At 72.2% G+C, this 16658-nt stretch carries 13 protein-coding genes; 1 reads left to right on the top strand and 12 read right to left on the bottom strand.

Annotation, left to right across the window (positions count from 1 at the left end):
• The first annotated feature begins 104 nt into the window (after window positions 1-104).
• Window positions 105-1307, top strand: a complete 1203-nt coding sequence (locus ABT352_RS26215) for an MFS transporter (protein ID WP_350947582.1) — start codon at window positions 105-107, stop codon at window positions 1305-1307.
• Between the two features lie 314 nt (window positions 1308-1621).
• Here ABT352_RS26215 and ABT352_RS26210 read toward each other — a convergent pair whose 3' ends face one another.
• The 12 genes from ABT352_RS26210 to ABT352_RS26155 all read right to left on the bottom strand — a co-directional run bounded on the left by ABT352_RS26210 (window position 1622) and on the right by ABT352_RS26155 (window position 16635).
• Window positions 1622-2575 carry an electron transfer flavoprotein subunit alpha/FixB family protein gene (locus ABT352_RS26210; protein WP_350947581.1) on the bottom strand — a complete coding sequence of 318 codons (954 nt, stop codon included), beginning with the start codon at window positions 2573-2575 and terminating at the stop codon, window positions 1622-1624.
• Window positions 2576-2593: 18 nt separating this feature from the next.
• Complete coding sequence (locus tag ABT352_RS26205) at window positions 2594-3373, bottom strand: electron transfer flavoprotein subunit beta/FixA family protein (RefSeq protein WP_350947580.1); 780 nt, start codon at window positions 3371-3373, stop codon at window positions 2594-2596.
• A gap of 327 nt (window positions 3374-3700) precedes the next feature.
• Window positions 3701-5077 (bottom strand): serine/threonine-protein kinase, encoded by a 1377-nt coding sequence (locus ABT352_RS26200; protein ID WP_350947579.1) that lies wholly within the window; start codon window positions 5075-5077, stop codon window positions 3701-3703.
• 99 nt (window positions 5078-5176) lie between these two features.
• The gene (locus tag ABT352_RS26195; protein WP_350947578.1) at window positions 5177-7135 is read right to left on the bottom strand and encodes a serine/threonine-protein kinase; all 1959 of its coding nucleotides are present in this window, start codon (window positions 7133-7135) and stop codon (window positions 5177-5179) included.
• Window positions 7135-9510, bottom strand: a complete 2376-nt coding sequence (locus ABT352_RS26190) for a serine/threonine-protein kinase (RefSeq protein ID WP_350947577.1) — start codon at window positions 9508-9510, stop codon at window positions 7135-7137. Before ABT352_RS26190 ends, ABT352_RS26195 begins: the two co-directional genes overlap by 1 nt.
• Window positions 9511-9641: 131 nt before the next feature.
• Window positions 9642-10202 carry a YbaK/EbsC family protein gene (locus ABT352_RS26185; RefSeq protein WP_350947576.1) on the bottom strand — a complete coding sequence of 187 codons (561 nt, stop codon included), beginning with the start codon at window positions 10200-10202 and terminating at the stop codon, window positions 9642-9644.
• Window positions 10203-10275: 73 nt separating this feature from the next.
• Entirely contained in the window at window positions 10276-11940 is a 1665-nt protein-coding gene (locus ABT352_RS26180) for a flavin monoamine oxidase family protein (RefSeq protein ID WP_350947575.1), read from the bottom strand.
• Window positions 11941-12102: 162 nt separating this feature from the next.
• Window positions 12103-12957, bottom strand: a complete 855-nt coding sequence (locus ABT352_RS26175; protein ID WP_350947574.1) for a M55 family metallopeptidase — start codon at window positions 12955-12957, stop codon at window positions 12103-12105.
• A complete protein-coding gene (locus ABT352_RS26170; protein WP_350947573.1) occupies window positions 12942-14168 on the bottom strand; it encodes a DUF6395 domain-containing protein in 1227 nt (408 codons plus the stop codon). Before ABT352_RS26170 ends, ABT352_RS26175 begins: the two co-directional genes overlap by 16 nt.
• Window positions 14165-14581 (bottom strand): hypothetical protein, encoded by a 417-nt coding sequence (locus ABT352_RS26165; protein ID WP_350947572.1) that lies wholly within the window; start codon window positions 14579-14581, stop codon window positions 14165-14167. The genes ABT352_RS26170 and ABT352_RS26165 overlap by 4 nt, the downstream gene beginning before the upstream one ends.
• 87 nt (window positions 14582-14668) lie before the next feature.
• Window positions 14669-15439, bottom strand: a complete 771-nt coding sequence (locus ABT352_RS26160; protein ID WP_350947571.1) for an enoyl-CoA hydratase/isomerase family protein — start codon at window positions 15437-15439, stop codon at window positions 14669-14671.
• A 65-nt stretch (window positions 15440-15504) separates the two neighbouring features.
• Complete coding sequence (locus tag ABT352_RS26155) at window positions 15505-16635, bottom strand: glycosyltransferase family 4 protein (RefSeq protein WP_350947570.1); 1131 nt, start codon at window positions 16633-16635, stop codon at window positions 15505-15507.
• Window positions 16636-16658: the final 23 nt, after the last annotated feature.

Below are 16658 nucleotides of genomic sequence, written 5' to 3'. Positions count from 1 at the left end.
AGGTAGGCCCCTAAAAACTGGTGGTCGCTTTCGCGTGCGAAAGCGACCGTCTTCGGCATGCCCGCTCCCCGGTTTGTCAAAACATTTATTGAAGGGATTACGTCATGACCCGCGACCTGAGGGCGGCCCGAACCGGGGCGGTTCTCACATTCGTGCTCGCCGGGCTGCTGTGCGGATCGATGACCGTGCGCATTCCGGCGCTCTCCGACAAGCTCGGCCTGTCCGAGGCGTCGGTGGGCGTCACCCTCCTCGTGTGGGGGCTGGGAGCGCTCATCACCATGCAGTCGATGCGCGGGGTGATGGCACGCTTCGGCAGCCGGAGCATCCTGCGGGTCGCGGCCCCCCTGACCGCGATCACCCTGGCGCTGCTCGCGGTGGCGCCCTCGTTCCCCCTCGTCCTGGTCGCGAGCGGCCTGTTCGGCATGGCGTTCGGCGCGGTGGACGTCGCGATGAACGCGCAGGGGTCGGCGGTCGAGCGCGCCTACGACCGCCCGCTGATGAACGGCATGCACGCCGGCTGGTGCGTGGGGGCGATCTCGGCGGGCCTGCTGGGCACCGTGGCGATCGTGGCCGGGCTCTCGATCACGGCCCACCTCGCCCTGGTCGCGCTGCTCGCGCTCCCCGTGACGGTCTTCCTCAGCCGCTCCTACCTGCCCGACCCTCCGGCGCCCTCGGGCCGTTCGGCCGGGAGCCGGAGCACGACGAGGCGCCGGATGCCTCCGGTGGTCTACCTCCTCGGCGTGATCGCCTTCTGCGCGTTCATGGTGGAGGGCACGGTCGCCGACTGGAACGGCCTGTACCTGCGCAACGTGCTGGGGGCGCCGGAGGCGCTCGCCGCCCTGGGCTATCCGATCTTCGAGGCGGGCATGCTCGCCGGACGTCTCGCCGGCGACCGGGTCCGGATCCGCTTCGGGGCCCGCGGCATGATGGTCGCCTCGGGTCTGGCCACCGCCGCGACCTTCGCCGTGGTCATCACGGCCCCCACGGCGCCGATCGCCCTGTCGGCGATGCTGTTCGTGGGCGTGGCCGTGGCGACGGTCTCGCCGATGGCGATGTCCCTGGCGGGCGGCGCGACCGGCGATCCCGGACCCGCCATCGCCCAGACCGGTGCGATGGGCTACGCGGGGCTGCTGCTCGGCCCCGTGATCATCGGTTTCCTCTCCGACCTGGTCACGCTCAGGGTGGGCCTCGGCATCGCCGTGGTGCTCGGCGTCCTGATCGCCGCCGCGGCGTGGTTCCTGCCCCGCTCCCGCGCGGTCACCGTCCCGCTGGAGAGCCCCAGGCGCGAGCTGTCCATGGCGGCCTGACCCGCCCTGTCCTGGCCTGTCCCTGCCCAGGCTCGGCCTGGGCCCCTGGCCCCGCCCTGGCTTGTCCTGTCCTGGCCAGGTCTGGGCCTGGCCTCGTCCTGGTCCCTGCCTGAAAACGGGACCGGTCCGACGAACCACGAACTCCGCCCCACACGCCACAGGTCCGGGGCTTCGCGGGTCACGGATCTCGCGAAGCCGTTCCGGTCCGGGAGCCCTCCGTGAGAACCGGAACGAAAACGGCAGGGGCACCGCACGTCGAGTGCGGTGCCCCTGCCGTTTTCCTGCCTGTCGGTACGCCGGGTGACCCGAGCGGGTCACTTGCGCTTGGTGATCTCCTCGGTCAGCTGCGGGACGATCTGGTGCAGGTCGCCCACGACGCCGTAGTCGGCGAGCTCGAAGATCGGCGCCTCGGGGTCCTTGTTGATCGCGACGATCGTCTTCGCGGTCTGCATGCCGGCCCGGTGCTGGATCGCCCCGGAGATGCCCGCCGCGATGTACAGCTGCGGCGAGACGGTCTTGCCGGTCTGGCCGACCTGGAACTGGTGCGGGTACCAGCCGGCGTCGGTGGCGGCGCGGGAGGCGCCGACGGCCGCGCCGAGCGAGTCGGCCAGCTCCTCGATGATGGAGAACTTCTCCGCGGAGCCGACACCCCGGCCACCGGAGACCACGATCGCGGCCTCGGTGAGCTCCGGGCGAGCGCCCTTCTCCTCCTTGACCCGCTCCACGATCCTGGCGCCCTTGGCGGCGTCGGACACGGTGAAGGTGACGTGCTCCTCGGTGCCCGCGCCCGCGGCGGCCTCGACGGGAGTGGCGTTGGGGCGCACCGCGACGATCGGGATGCCCTTGGTCACCCGCGAGCGGACGTTGATGCCGCCGCCGAAGATGGACTGGTCGGCGACCAGGCCGTCCTCGATGCCGACGACGTCGGTGAGCACACCAGAGTCGATCTTGATGGCGAGGCGGCCGGCGATCTCCTTCGCCTCGGCCGTCGCGGCGACGAGCACCGCGACCGGCGCCTTCTCGCCCACCAGGTGGGCGAGCAGCTCCGCCTTGGGGGCCACGACGTAGTCGCTCACCTCGGCGGAGTCGGCCACGTAGATCTTCTCCGCGCCGTACTCGGCCAGCCTGGCCTGGGCCTCGGGAGAGTAACCCGCGCCCGTCCAGACCGCCGCCGGGGTGCCCAGCTTCCTGGCGAGCGTCAGCAGCTCAAGGGTGACCTTCTTGACCTGGCCCTCGACGTGCTCGACCAGAACGAGAATCTCGGACATTTCACCTAACCCCCGTTCTCAGACGAACTTCTTCGACGCGAGGAAGTCGGCGGCCTTCACGCCGCCGTCGCCCTCGTCCTTGACGACCGTGCCCGCCGCGCGGGGCGGGGCGACCGCGAACTCGGCGACCTCGCTCCAGGAGTTGGCCAGGCCCACCTGGGAGGCGTCGATCTCGGCGTCGGCGACGCCGAGCTTCTCGACCGGCTTCTTCTTCGCGGCCATGATGCCCTTGAAGGACGGGTAGCGCGGCTCGTTGATCTTCTCCACGACGGAGACGACGGCGGGCAGCGAGGCCTCGACCTTGTCATAGCCGTAGTCGGTGACGCGCTGGATGGAGATGGCGCCCTTGTCGACCTGCACCTGGTTGGCGAAGGTGAGCTGCGGCACGCCGAGGCGCTCGGCCAGCATCGCGGCGAGGACGCCTGTGCGGGCGTCCGTCGACTCCGAGCCGAGCACGACCAGATCGAAACCGATCTTCTTGAGGGTCTGTGCCAGGGCGTGTGAGGTGCCCAGGGCGTCCGAGCCGTGCAGCGCGTCGTCCACCAGGTGGACGGCCTTGTCGGCGCCCATGGCCAGAGCCTTGCGGATGGTGTCGCTCGCCTTGGCGGGGCCCATGGTGAGGACGGTCACCTCACCGCCGTGGGCCTCCTTCAGGCGCAGTGCCTCCTCGACCGCGTATTCGCACAGCTCGTTGATGACGCCGTCGGCGGCGTCGCGGTCGAGCGTATTGTCATCGGACCTCAGCTTGCGCTCGGTCGCCGTGTCGGGGACCTGCTTCACGCAGACGACGATGTTCATGGCCGGTGGCCGACCTCCCGTGTTCGCGTACGCCACCGCGTCGCTGCGGTTGACGCCGAATGCGGTACGTGCACGCGGGGTACGTGCACGCGCTGCCAAGACTGCCAAATGCTCTCGGGCGGCGTGGCAGTGGGTTGCCCGGTCGGTACGTGCCCGCCCCGGCCTCCCTCAATTATGTTACCCACGAGTAGCTTAGGTGCAAACCACCAGGTTGCACGGCTCACATCGGGCAGCCGTAACCTTCCCCGAGGAACACGCCCCTACCATACCGAGCTATGTTCCGGTGCTCGCGGGCGGGTTCCACACAGCGGGACGGCCCTCGCCCGCTCAGCTCGCCACCAGGATCCCGGCCAGGACGAAGACGACGGTGCCCAGCACCAGCGCCAGGGTGAGCGTACTGAAGAACGTGCTCAAAACCGCTCCCAGCGCGACGGCCCCGGCCCCCGCCGCCAGGTCGAGGATCATGCGCCCACGGTCGCGGCGGGCGAACAGCGCGATGCCCGCGTCGACGAGCATCACCGAGCCGTACCCGGTGAGCAGCAGCAGCGCCACCTCCGGCAGCGGTTCCCTCGCGGTCGCGGCCAGCAGGGAGACGAACAGGCCGGTGCCGACGACCCAGCGACGGTGCAGGACGACCCTGCGGCGCGCGAAGGCCTCCTCCGGCGAGGGCCTGCCCGCCGCCCGGCGCGGCTCCCCCGGCCGCCACTCCCGGGTGCTGAGATCCTGCATCCCGGTGTCGGCCGGTCGTCTGCTCTCCGGCACCGAGACGTCCCGGTGCCGGGCCCCGGCGTCAGAAAGGTCCGCCTCCACGAACGGCGAAGGGTCACGGAACCCGACCCTCCGCCGCCGCATGCCCCTGCCCCGGGCGCTCTTCCCCGCGACCTCGTGGCGGGGTCCGGCCGGTCGGACGACCGGCGTACCGTCCAGCCACTCCAGGATCGTGTCCGCGGACGGCCGGTCGGCGGGAACGCGCAGCAGGCACCTGCCGAGCGTCGGCTCCAGCCATCCGGGAACGCCGTCGAGGTCGGGAGAGTGGTGGACGACCCGGTAGCCGACCGCCGACGCCGGCCCCGTGCCGTAGGGGTGCCGCCCGGTGGCCGCGTACGCCAGCGTCGCCCCGAGGGCGAAGACGTCGGCCTCGGGGCCGGCCTCGGCGCCCTCAAGCACCTCGGGCGCCAGATAGCCGGGGGTGCCGAGCACGGCCCCCGAGGCGGTGACCGAGGGCGAGTCGAGCGCGGAGGCGATGCCGAAGTCGATCACGACCGGTTCGCCGTCGGTCAGGATCACGTTGGCGGGCTTGAGGTCGCGGTGCACCACCCCGGCGGCGTGCACGGTGGCGAGGGCCTCGGCCAGGCCGCGCGCCAGGCGTACGAGATCGTCGCCGGCGACGGGGCCGTCGGCGGCGACCACCGCGCTGAGCGGCCGGCCCTGCACATAACGGGTGACCAGATAGGGGCGGGTCCCCTCCAGGGAGGCGTCCAGGACCTCGGCGACCCGAGGCCCCTGGACCAGCCGCATGGTCTCCACCTCGCGGGCCAGCCTGGTCAGGGCCGTCTCGTCCGCCGCGACGTGGGGGTGCAGGATCTTGACCGCCACCGTGCGTCCCCGGGGATCCAGCGCCAAATGGACCTCGCCGAAACCTCCGGCGCCCAGTCGCGACAACAGGCGGTAGGGGCCAAGACGTTCACCGTCGGTCGCGACCATGCGACTCCTTCCGGCCGGTCACCTCCATCGTGCAGCAGAGAAGACGATCGCGCACCGGTTCACCGGCCGGAAAAACCCGCCGACGGCCCCGACGTGCCGCTATCTCCAGAAGGTGAGGAAGCCGAGACCGAGGCTGGTCATCAGGTCGTCGAAGAGACCCCCGACGAGGTCGAGCACGCCCATCGTGCCCTCGTTCGCCGTCTGCCGCCACTGGGCCGTGAGGTCTTCGACCACCTCGGTGGGGGGCTGCCACGGCGAGAAGGAGGGGACCACGCTCCACGCCGTCATGACCGCGAAGAACGCCAGCGTGCCCAGCACGATCGTGGTCACCATGCCCGCGCCGGGGCTGCGGATGACCCCGCTCAGCGCGCGGGCGACGGCCTTGCGCGGCTTGCCGCCACCGGGCAGGACGAACAGCCCCGCCACGAAGGCGCCCGCGGCGTAGGCGGCCGCGAAGTTCTTGTTCATGTCTCCGGCGTAGACGAGGAAGCCCCACACGCACATGCCGAACATCGCGGACAGCACCGCGCTGGTGAGCGTCCCGAACGCGGACCTGATCAACGCCCACGGGGTGCCGAGCACCGCGAGCAGCGGGTCACTCGCGCTGCTGCCCCGGATGGAGCGGCGCTCCGCCAGCTCGCCGAAGAGATGCTCGCCCACCCGCAGGCAGAGCGCGGCGGCCAGCGCGAACACGCTCACCACCACGGGCAGCATGCAGGCGAGTGCCACCAGGATCGTGAGCAGCAGCGCCGCGGCGAGCGGATGGCCCGCGCGGTAGCGCTCCTGCGGAGGGGTGCGGGGCGCGGGCCGGTCCTGGGTCGGCGCCTCACGCCGCGCCTGGACCGGCGGCGGGTAGGGCCGAGCCTGACCGGTGGGCGGCGGCGCCGGATATCCGGCCACCCGCTGGTCGGGGAAGGGCGGCGGGGCCGCGGCCCTCGCCTGCGCCGAGGGCGGCGCGGGGACGTAGGGCGGCGGTTTGGAAGCCGGGACGTAGGGGGGCGGTGCCGTCGCAGCGGACCCCTGGCCTCGCTGCTGCCCGGGCTCCTGTCTGGGCCTGCGCTCGCGCCGCTCCGGCTTGGCGTACTCGACCGGCGGGAGCAGGTCGGCGTAACCGTCGTCCTGCGGCAGCACCCGGGTGCCCTGCGGGGGCGGGGGCGGCGGGACACCGTCCAGGACCCTGGTGCCGTCGGTGTTGAGCACCTTCGTGCCGCCGTCGAGGACGGCGGTGGGCGGCGTCTCGTGGAAGGCCGTCACCCTCGGGTCGAGGGCGCGGGCCATCCTGTGCAGCTCCGGCGCGGACGGCCTCGCGGTGGGGTCGACGGCGAGGGCCCGCCTGAGCCAGCCCCGCAGCCACGCGGGGGCCAGGTCGACGTTGGCCCTGCCCTCCATGATGTTGAAGCAGACGACCTCGAAGCTGCCCGTGCCGAACGGCGGCTTGCCGGTCGCGCCGAAGAAGACCGTCGAGGCCAGCGCGTGCACGTCGGCCGCCTGGGTGATCTCGGAGTCGCGGATGATCTCCGGGGCGAGATAGCCGGGGGTGCCGACGAACATGCCGGTCTGGGTGAGCCGGGTCGCGTTGACCAGGTGCGCGATACCGAAGTCGATGACGAGCGGGTCACCGTTGACGATCATCACGTTGGACGGCTTGAAGTCGCGGTGGATGACGTCGGCGGCGTGGATGGCCACCAGCGCCGCGCACATGCCCTGCGCCAGCCGGATGAGCTGGTCCGCGGGGAGCGGGCCGTCCTCCAGGACGGTCTCCTCCAGCGTGCGGCCGGGGGCGAACCTGGTCACGATGTAGGGCTGCCTCGCCGTCAGTTCGGCGTCGAGCACCTCGGCGACGTGCGGGCTGCGCACCCGCCGCATGGTCTCCACCTCGCGGGTGAGCCGGTCGCGCGCCTTGAGGTCGGCGGCCACGTGCGGGTGCAGGACCTTGACGGCCACCTCGCGCCCGTCCTCGTCGAGCCCGAGGTGGACGACGCCCATGCCGCCCTCGCCGATCTTCCTGAGCAGGCGGTACGGACCCAGCCGCTCGGGCGCCCGCGTGTCGCCGGTCATCACGCCGCCTTCCTTCGTAGGTCTACCAGTTCGTCCACCACCGTTCCGACGTCGACCGGCGTCCACACCGCCGATCGCGCTGCGTCTCCCACGGTGCCGATCGCCAGGAAGACCATCAGCGCCGCCACCGCGGCCAGTCCCGCGGCGGCGACGATGGCCGCGCCGCGCGACGGCAGCAGTGATGCCAGCGTACGTCTCATCTGGCGGCTGGGGCCTTCGACACCGGGTCCGGCGCAGACGGTCCAGAGCGCGACGGCCACGCCCCAGCTCAGCGCGTTGGTCTCCGGCATGTCCCTGACCAGCACGGCGAGCAGGAGCGTCACCGGCAGGCCGAGGATGAGCGCGTACGGCACCAGGGCGACGGTGATGCCGATCGACTTCAGGAGCGCGACCGGCTGGCCGAGCACCCGCAGGACGTCGGCCGCGGCCTCGCCCGCGTTTCTTCTGGCGTTGAACGCCGGCTGGGCGATGTCGGCGGCGCGCAGCAGGATCGCCGCCGGGATCACCAGCGCGGCGACGATCACCGGGGCGATGACCGCCGCGGCCGTCATCACGACCAGCATCAGCACACCCGCCACCCCGTACGCCTTGGAGCGCTGCAACGCGTGACCCGGACGCTGGCCGGGGTGGAGCGCCGGCGGAACGGGCTGCTGGGGCTGCTGGTGGTGCTGTGCGTACTGGTGGGCCTGCTGCTGGTGCTGCGCCTGGGGGTGCGGATAGGGGTAGGGCGGCGGCGTGGGGGTGCGGACCTGCGGGGTCTGCTGCTGGTCGGGCGGTGCCTGCCGCTGCGGGTAGGGCGGCGCGGGCCGGCCGCCCGGCAGCGGCGACCGGCTCTGCTGACCGTGCTGACCCGCCTGCGCCTGCTGACCCTGCTGTCCCGGCTGTCCCGGCTGGTTGGTGTACTGGCGGATGTATTCCTGCAGATCCTGGGGGCGGACCCGCTGGGTGGGGATGTCGCCGTCGGAGACCGGCGCGGTGGCGCCCTGGTCGTGGGCGGCGGGAGTGGGCGGGCCGGGCATCGCTCCGGGGACGACGCCCGGGGTGCGGGTGGGGACGTCCTCGGGGGCGAGCATGCCGGTGGGCAGGTCGTGCGCGGCCTGCTGGGCCGCCGCGGCCTGGCGCAGCTCCTCGGACGTCACCCGGCGGGTGGGCCACGGGTCGGGCTGCTCGGCGCCGAGCATCGAGACGTACTCGTGGGGCTGGGCCACGGGGGTGGGAGGCCAGGAGGTGGGCTGCGGGACCGCGGGACGTGACGCCACCGGGGTCGGCACGTCGCCGGGCTCGACGGCGGCGCCCTGACGGCCGGGAACGTGCGGGACCGGGGACCCGGATCCCGTGGAGCCCTGCCCCTGCCGGGCCGCCTGACGGCCGTGATCACCCTGCCCCGGCAGGCCACCCTGGCCGGACCGCGCGCCGGGGACACCGGGGACACCGGGGACACCGTACGTGCCGGGGACGCCGGAGGCTCCGGGACGGCCGGAGGTGCCCGGGGTGCCGGGCGTGCCGGGCGTACGGGAGCCGGGGGCGGAGTCGTCGAACTCGGCGACCGTGGTGATCTCGTCGGGCACCCGGGGCCTGCCGGAGGCGGGCAGCAGGCGTCCCACCCGCTCCGCCAGCTCGGCGGCCGACGGCCGCCTCGCCGGGTCGCGCTGGAGGGCGGCCCGCAGGACCGGCTGGAGCGTCTGCGGGACGGCGTCGACGTTCGCCTTGCCCGCGGTGATGTTGTAGAAGATCATCTCCAGCGTGCCCTTGCCGAAGGGCGGCTGGCCGGTGGCGGCGAAGACCAGGGTCCCCGCCCAGGCGTGCACGTCGACCTCCGGCCCGGCCTCGTGCCCCTCGATGATCTCGGGGGCGAGATAGCCGGGGGTGCCGATGAACATGCCGGTCTGGGTGAGCCGGGTGGCGTCGACCGCCTGCGCGATGCCGAAGTCGATGAGAACCGGCTCGCCGTCCAGGATGAGGATGTTGCCGGGCTTCAGGTCGCGGTGGATCACCCCGACCGAGTGGACGGCGGCCAGCGCCGACGCCACGCCGTGCGCGACCCGCAGCAGCGCGGGCAGCTCCATGGGGCCGTCCTGCTTGATCACCTCGTCCAGCGGACTGCCCGCGACGTATCGCGTCACGATGTACGGGCGATGGCCGGTCACGTCGGCGTCGAGGACCTCCGCGATGTATTCGCTGCGCACCCGCCGCATCGTCTCGACCTCGCGCGAAAGACGGCGACGCGCGACGTCGTCGCCCGCCACCTCCGCACGGAGGACCTTCACCGCCACCTGCCGGCCCTGCGGGTCGACGGCCAGGTGGACCACGCCCATACCGCCCTCGCCCAGCCGCCTCAGCAGCCGGTAGGGACCCAATCGGTCGTCCTGATTCATGGCATGAAGCACCATATCGGCTTAGATCCCGCCCACGAGATGAACCATCGGGCCACATTTCCCGATTGAATAACGTTCACAGAACCTCGACGGTTTCCCGATTTCCTCTCCCACTTAATCTCATTTTCGCGTCAGTTCGCCAGGTGAAGAACCCGTGCCGTCTTCAACCCCGCCAGCAGGGAGCCGGAAACGGCGAGCTTGGAGCGGCGGACACCGCTGCCGATCACGACCCCCGGGTGGGCCGCCACCGCCTCGTCGACGAGCACCGGCCAGTCCTCGGGCAGCCCGAGCGGGGTGATCCCGCCGTACTCCATTCCGGTCAGCGTGACCGCGTCGTCCATCGGCGCGAACGAGATCTTCCGCGCGTCCAGGTGGCGCCGGATCACCCCGTTCACGTCGGCCCTCATGGTGGCGAGCACCATGCACGCCGCGTAGCGGGTCTCCCCCGCGCGCCTGGCCGCCACGATCACGCAGTTGGCCGACTCGTCCATGCCCACCCCGTAGCGCTCGCAGAAGGCCGCTGTGTCGGCGAGCTCCGGGTCGATCTCGGCGACGGTTATCCCGGCGAGCCCACCGACTCCGCCGGCCCCGCCGCCGAACCCGTCAAGCTCCCCGACGGCCCGCGCCACCGGCTCGGCCAGCAGGTCAGGCCGCTCGGCGGCACTCGTCCAGTCCAACGTCCCGATCGTCATCGCCGTCTCGTCTCCCTAGGAATTCCCTTGGAAATTCTCTCGCACCGAAGACTTTACGGCCGTGCGGTGACACTCAGGATGTCGTCTGGAGTACCCGGTGGTGCAGATCGGTGACGGCTCTCCTCGCGGACTCCATCGCACCGGCCTGCCAGGCGGTGAGGTGGGTGAGCCAGTCTCCGGCGAAGTGGACCCGGCCCGCGGGGCGCTGCAGCAGGGCGAACGCGCCCTCGTAGGAGGGCCAGCTCGCCCAGCCGCCCTCGATGTGCGGCTGGCGCCCCCAGGAGATCGAGATGCTGGAGCGCAGCTCCGCGCGGTACTTCTCCCCGTGGATCTTCTTGCCCTGGGTGAGCGCGCGGTTGCGGCGCTCGCGGTGGGAGAGGCCGGTGTACACGTCGGCGTTCTCGTCCCTGTTGTAGTAGCCGACCACCAGGCCGCCGCGGGAGTGGTAGCCGTGGGAGGGGTACCAGATGTGAGTGATGTCCAGGTCCGTCTCGGTGGCGCCGCCGTAGATGTGGTCGTCGATCTCCCACCAGCGCCTCCCGTACTCCAGCCCGATCTTGCCCGCGGAGACGGGTACGGGGGTGCGGAGGGCGGCGGTGATCGGGGTGCCGAGATTGTGCGGCAGGCGCGCGAGCAGGTGGGGCGGCAGGGTCGCGACGCAGTAGTCGGCGCGGACGACGCCGTCCTCGGTGCCGCTCCGGTGGGTGATCTCCACCCCGTCGGACAGGTTCTTGATCCCGGTCACCCGGGTGCCGGTCCTGATCCGGTCGCGGCCGACCGCGTCGGCGAGCGCGACGACGATGGCGTCCATGCCGCCCACCGGCTGGAACATGGGCATCACCTGGTCGTAGCCGAAGTCCATGGTGACGTATCTGCCGGTGCCCGCGGCGAGCACCTCGCGCAGGGAGGCGGCCGCGTCCACGGGCACGCCCTCGCTCACCCCCGGGTAGGTCTCGAACCCGCGCCGCCTGGAGTCCCGCTGGTAGGCGAGGTCGGGGCCGAGGTCGCCGAAGCGCCGCAGGAACTCCTCCAGCCGCTCGCGGTCGTCCTTGGTGAGCCGCCGGTTCAGCGCGCCCGCGTTGCTCGCCTTGGCGAGCAGCTCGGCGACGTAGCCGTACAGGTCGGCGCGGGCCGCGCGCGCCCTGGCCGGGGCGGTCATGCCCTGGGTGTAGACGTACGCGGAGGCGTTGTTGTTGACGAAGATCTCAACGGGTACGCCCAGTTCGCGGCAGTAGTCCATGGTGACCATCCAGGGCGCGATCCGCGCGGCCCCCGCGTTGAAGTAGATGCCCTCCTCGAACGCCGCGGTCTGCGTCTCGCCGCCCAGCTCGTCCAGCCGGTCGCCCGCGCGCAGCGTGAGGGTCCTGCCGCCCACCCGGCCGGACGCCTCCAGGACCGTGCAGTCGTACCCGGCCTTGCCCAGCTCGTAGGCGCAGGTCAGCCCGGCGACGCCCGCGCCGAGGACGACCACCTTGGCCGCCGCCCTGCCGGTGAGGGAGAAGTCGGAGCGCTGCGGGGGCGTGAAGTCCCTGTTCTGGGACTCCGGTGCGAGACCGAGCGCGCCCATCGCCGCGAACATCGCCCCGGCGCCCCCGGCGGCGCCCACCCCGACCAGCAGCGCCCTGCGCGTCAGGCCCGCTCCGGCGGGCGGCTCGGCCTTCGCGGAGGGCGCGGCCTTCGCGGCGACGGGCACCGCGGAGGAGGTGTCGGGCCGCTCGGGACCCGTCTCGTCACTCATGGGGGTTGTCACAGCACATCGGGCACCGTCGGGTCGAAGGGGGTCGCCAGGGCGAAGGGGGTCGTCAGGACGAGGGGAATCGCGCGTCGCAGGTTATCCCGATCGATGGCGACTGGGCGCCGAAAGAAGGGCGAAAAGGACAGCGAGCGGTCATCGGAAGGGTCACCCGTACGCGCCGCTGCCGCAGGCCACCTGGCCGCCGATCATCGCGAAGATCCCCAGCAGGGCCATGATCTGCGAGAAGTCGTCGGTGGTGAACTCCGTGTGCCGGGGGCCCGCCGCCGTCACACCGGGGATGATCGCGCATCCGGCGGCGATCGCGGTGGAGTTCCACTCGACACCGAGGACGAACGGCGGCTCGGGGGCGCACAGGCGGAAGTCGGCCACCCGGTCGAGCGCGCGGGCCGTCGCCTCGCGGATCCGGGCCTGGGCGACGGCGGGCGGCAGGAGTTCGGCGGCGAACCTGTCGACGCCCTTCTTGACCGCGACGGTCTCCACGTCGCCGAGCAGCTCCCTCGCCTCCTCGCAGACGGCCTCGTCGCCGGTCACCAGGACCACCGGCACGCCGAGCGTCCCCGCGAAGGAGGCGACGAGACGGGTCTCCCCGCAGACCTCGCCGTTGAGGTAGACGTTGTGGATCTCCCTGCCCATCCAGGTGTGGTTGAGCACCCCGTGCTGGACGCCGGCCCGCGCGTGGTAGCCGACGAAGCAGGCCGCCCGGTGGCTCGCGTCGAGCCCCTGTCCCATCCGCAGCGGCTTGCCGGGACCGCGCAGGAGGGTCGCCCGCTCGTCGAGCAGGTCGATCCTGAGGTTCTTCGTCGAGCCGTGGGCGTCGTTGACGCGCACGGCGGTGGCGCCGGCGTCGAACGCCCCCGCGACGACCGCGTTCGCGTCGCCGGTCATCAGCTCGCAGCCGCGCTCGTAGCCCCGGCCCCCGGCGTGCATCTCCTCGGGGTCGGTCAGCCCGGTGACGCCTTCCATGTCGACCGAGACGTAGACCTTCACGGCATCCCCCACGTCTCGACGCGGCGCGCCTCGTCCTCGCTCATGAAACCGATCTCCCCGTCCACGAAGTCGTGAACCTGCTTGCGCCACGGTTCGGGAATCTCCGCGACCGCGGGCGGGTAGCAACGGTCCAGCCAGGCGGTGGAGGACTCGGTCGCGCGCAGGTGCCGCGCCGCCGCGGCGAAGACCGTGTCCTCGATGCCGGGCACCCTGGCGCAGCCGTACTCGATCATCTCCTGCCCGCCGTACGGGGGCGGTTGCTGCCACTTGCGGGCGACCGGGCGGCCCGCGGTGATCGTGGTGCGGAGCGGACGGCGCTCGACGGCGGCCTGGATGAGCTCCTTGTACAGGCACTTGCCGCAGGTCCCGCAGGGGCCGCCCACCCCGCGCAGGCACCAGCGGAGCTGTTCGCGCAGGTCGGAGCCGAGGGCGAGCCGCATCGTGACGGCCTCGCTCACCCCGCCCACCGGGAGTACGAGGTGCAGCCCGGCTGCGGCGAACGCCCGGCCCCAGGCGCCGTGCGGGGCCCACATCAGGTTGTCGGGCGTGTACCGGTGCACGTAGCGGGCGCCCCCCAGCCAGCGCGATCCCAGCTCGTAGCCGAAGGCGAGGCCGCCCAGGTCGAGCTCGTCGGCCATCAGCAGCGCGCCCACGGCGACCGCGTGGTGCTCGGGGTAGCCGGGACGTGGCTCGGCGAGGGTGAACTCCAGGTCGGAGCGGACGACGGTGAGTTCGCGGCCGGTCTTCTCCGCCAGCGAGGCCAGCACGTCGGAGCGGTAGTGGGTCCACCGGTTGGGCACGCGCGGGTGAGAGACCCGCTGGAAGTGCACGAACGGCGCGTCGGGCAGCATCGCGGCCACCGCGACCGAGTCGGCCCCGCCGCTGTAGGAGATCGCGAGCCTGCCGCCGGATCGCGTCCCGGCAGTCCCGGTGGGACCGGCCTCGACCCCCCAGCCCTCGCCGATCGCCCCGGCGAGTTCCGGCGAGATCGGCCGGTCGAAGGTGACGCGGCGCCGGGTCCACGGCGCGATCACGGTCCACGCGGCGAGGGCGAGCAGGTCGGGGTGGATGTCACGCGGCGGGTGCGGCAGCTCGGCCCTGAAGGTGTTCGTGGCCAGTTTCAGTGCCTGGCCGTCGGCGCAGTGGCCGGTGACGTCGTCCTCGGGGTCCAGCCGGAACACCAGGTGCCAGGTGCCGCCGTCGGCCGTCCAGGCCACTCTCACGCGCCGCTCCCCCTCCCGACGCTCGCCGCGCCTTTCGCGCCTTCAGTGCCTCCCGTGCCTCCCGTGCCTCCCGGTGCCCCTGCGGTCCCGGAGGTCCCGGTGGCGCGGTCCACGGCCTGCCAGAGCAGCACCTCGTTCCTGAGCACACCGTCCAGCGCCACCGCGGTCTCCTGGGCGAGCCGGTGGGCGTCGTCCCAGCGCCCGGCCCGCACCGGGTCGAGTTTGACCCCGGCCACCCGCGTCCGCAGCTCGACGACCTCCGCGCGCAGCGCGGTGACCTCCCTGGCCAGCGTCTGCACCTCCCAGAGCGCGTCCTTCACGTCCTGCCTGTGGTCGGCCCTGGAGATGTACCGAGAGTCGAACCAGCCGAGAACCGCCCGCCGCAGCGGAGCGGGCACCAGCGCACGCTTCACCAACCGCACCATAATCCGGCACGATACCGGCAATTCTTGATCAGCTAGGACCGATCCCATCAAGCCCGGCCGACCTCACCGGACAGGTCAGCGGCCGGTGAACGTCGCCGTGGACCTCTCGGAGAAGGCGCGCATGCCGATCCCGGCGTCGTCGGTGGCGAACAGGCCGGAGAACTGCAGGCGCTCGATCTCCAGACCGGTGTCGAGGTCGGTCTCCAGGCCGCGGTCCACGGCCTGCTTGGCGGCGCGCAGCGCGAGGGCGGGGCCTCCCACGAACCGGGCGGCGTAGGCGAGCGCCTCGGTGTACACGTCGTCGTCGGGGACGACCCGGTCCACCAGGCCGATGCCCAGCGCCTCGGCCGCGGACACGTGGCGCCCGGTGAAGATGAGGTCCTTCGCCCTGGCCGGGCCGACCAGCCGGGGCAGCCGCTGGGTGCCTCCGGCGCCGGGGATGATGCCGAGCAGGATCTCGGGCTGGCCCAGCTTGGCCGACTCCCCGGCGATCCTGACGTCCGCGCACAGGGCGAGCTCGCAGCCGCCGCCGAGCGCGTAGCCGGTCACCGCCGCGACGACGGGCTTGCCGATCCTCGCGACGGCGGTGAAGCAGTCCTGCAGGAGCCGCGAGTGGACCGCCATGTCGGCGTACGACATGCCGGCCATCTCCTTGATGTCGGCGCCGGCCGCGAAGACCTTCCCCCCGTAGACGACCACGGCGTACACGTCGTCGGCGGCGTCCACCTGCCGGGCACACTCGGCGATCTCCAACTGGACCTGCCGGTTGAGCGCGTTCATCTTCGGCCGGTCGAGCCTGATCGTCGCGACCCCGTCGGCCGTCTCAACCCGCACGAACTCACCCATGGACGTCCTTCCGCCTGCCGGGATCCCCTTCGGTCCCCGTACCGCGATCCACCATAGGGCGCCTCTCAGTTGACGGGCATGGCCAGGTCCCTGCTCTCCCCCGCGCTCCTGCCCGGTTTCTTCGCCGCCCGTCCCGGCAGCCCGGCGATCGTCCTGCGGTAGATCGCCTCGTACGCGCGGGCCATCGCCTCCACGCCGAAGAAGCGCTCCACCCGGACGCGGCAGGCACGCGGGTCGAGCGTGTCCGCCGCCTCGATCGCGGCGGGAAGCTCGGAGGGATCGCTCCTGATGAACCCCGTGACGCCGTCCACGACCACCTCGGGCACGGCCCCCCTGCAGAGGGCGACCACGGGGGTGCCGCAGGCCATCGCCTCGATCATGACCATGCCGAACGGCTCCTCCCAGACGATCGGGAAGAGCAGGCACCTCGCCGCCGCGAGCAGCTCGTGTTTGCGCGCGGTGTCGGCCTCTCCGACGTACTCGGCGTCGGGGCCGAGCCTGGGTTTGACGTACTCGTCGAAGTAGTCGCACTCGACCTTCTCGGTGAGCTTGCCCGCGAGCAGGATGCGCCGCCCCGCCGCGCGGGCGGCGTCGATCGCCAGATGGGCGCCCTTGTCCTCGTTGAACCGGCCCAGCCACAGCACCCAGTCCTCCTTGCGTTCCCTGAAGGGGAAGGCCGTGACATCGACCGCGTTGTGGACCACCCCCGCCCAGTTCAGGTCGGGGGCGATGCGCCGCTGTGCCTCGGAGACGGCGACCATCGACACGGTGGTGCCGAGCGCCCGGTAGTACTCGCCGAACTCGCCCTCCATCTCCCCGTGGCAGGTGATCAATGTCGGGACGCCGCGCGCCGGCGCGGTCAGCGGCCCGGCGAGGCTGTGGTCGTGGATCACGTCCACGACGAGCCCCGAGGTCATCGCGTACGCCCTCGCCGCGTGCAACATCTCCGGCAGCGGCTCGCCGATCCGCTCGGAGGGCGCACGCCCGTAGGTGCTCAGGAAGCGCGCACGGGTCCCCGCTCTGCCCGCACCGACCAGCGTGATGTCGTGCCCGCGCCGGGTCAGCCCGGCGACGAGAACGGCCACCATCGACTCGATGCCCCCGTAGCCCCGGGGCGGTACGTCGTACCAGGGCGGCGCGACCATCAGGACGCGCAGGCCGTCTGACCATCCGGGAACGATTCTCGAAGAAACCACGGTCACCTCACCTGAAGAGACAC

The organism is Streptosporangium sp. NPDC000563 (assembly GCF_040299985.1).
Lineage (GTDB): Bacteria > Actinomycetota > Actinomycetes > Streptosporangiales > Streptosporangiaceae > Streptosporangium.
This window is presented reverse-complemented; position numbering and strand designations above follow the sequence as displayed.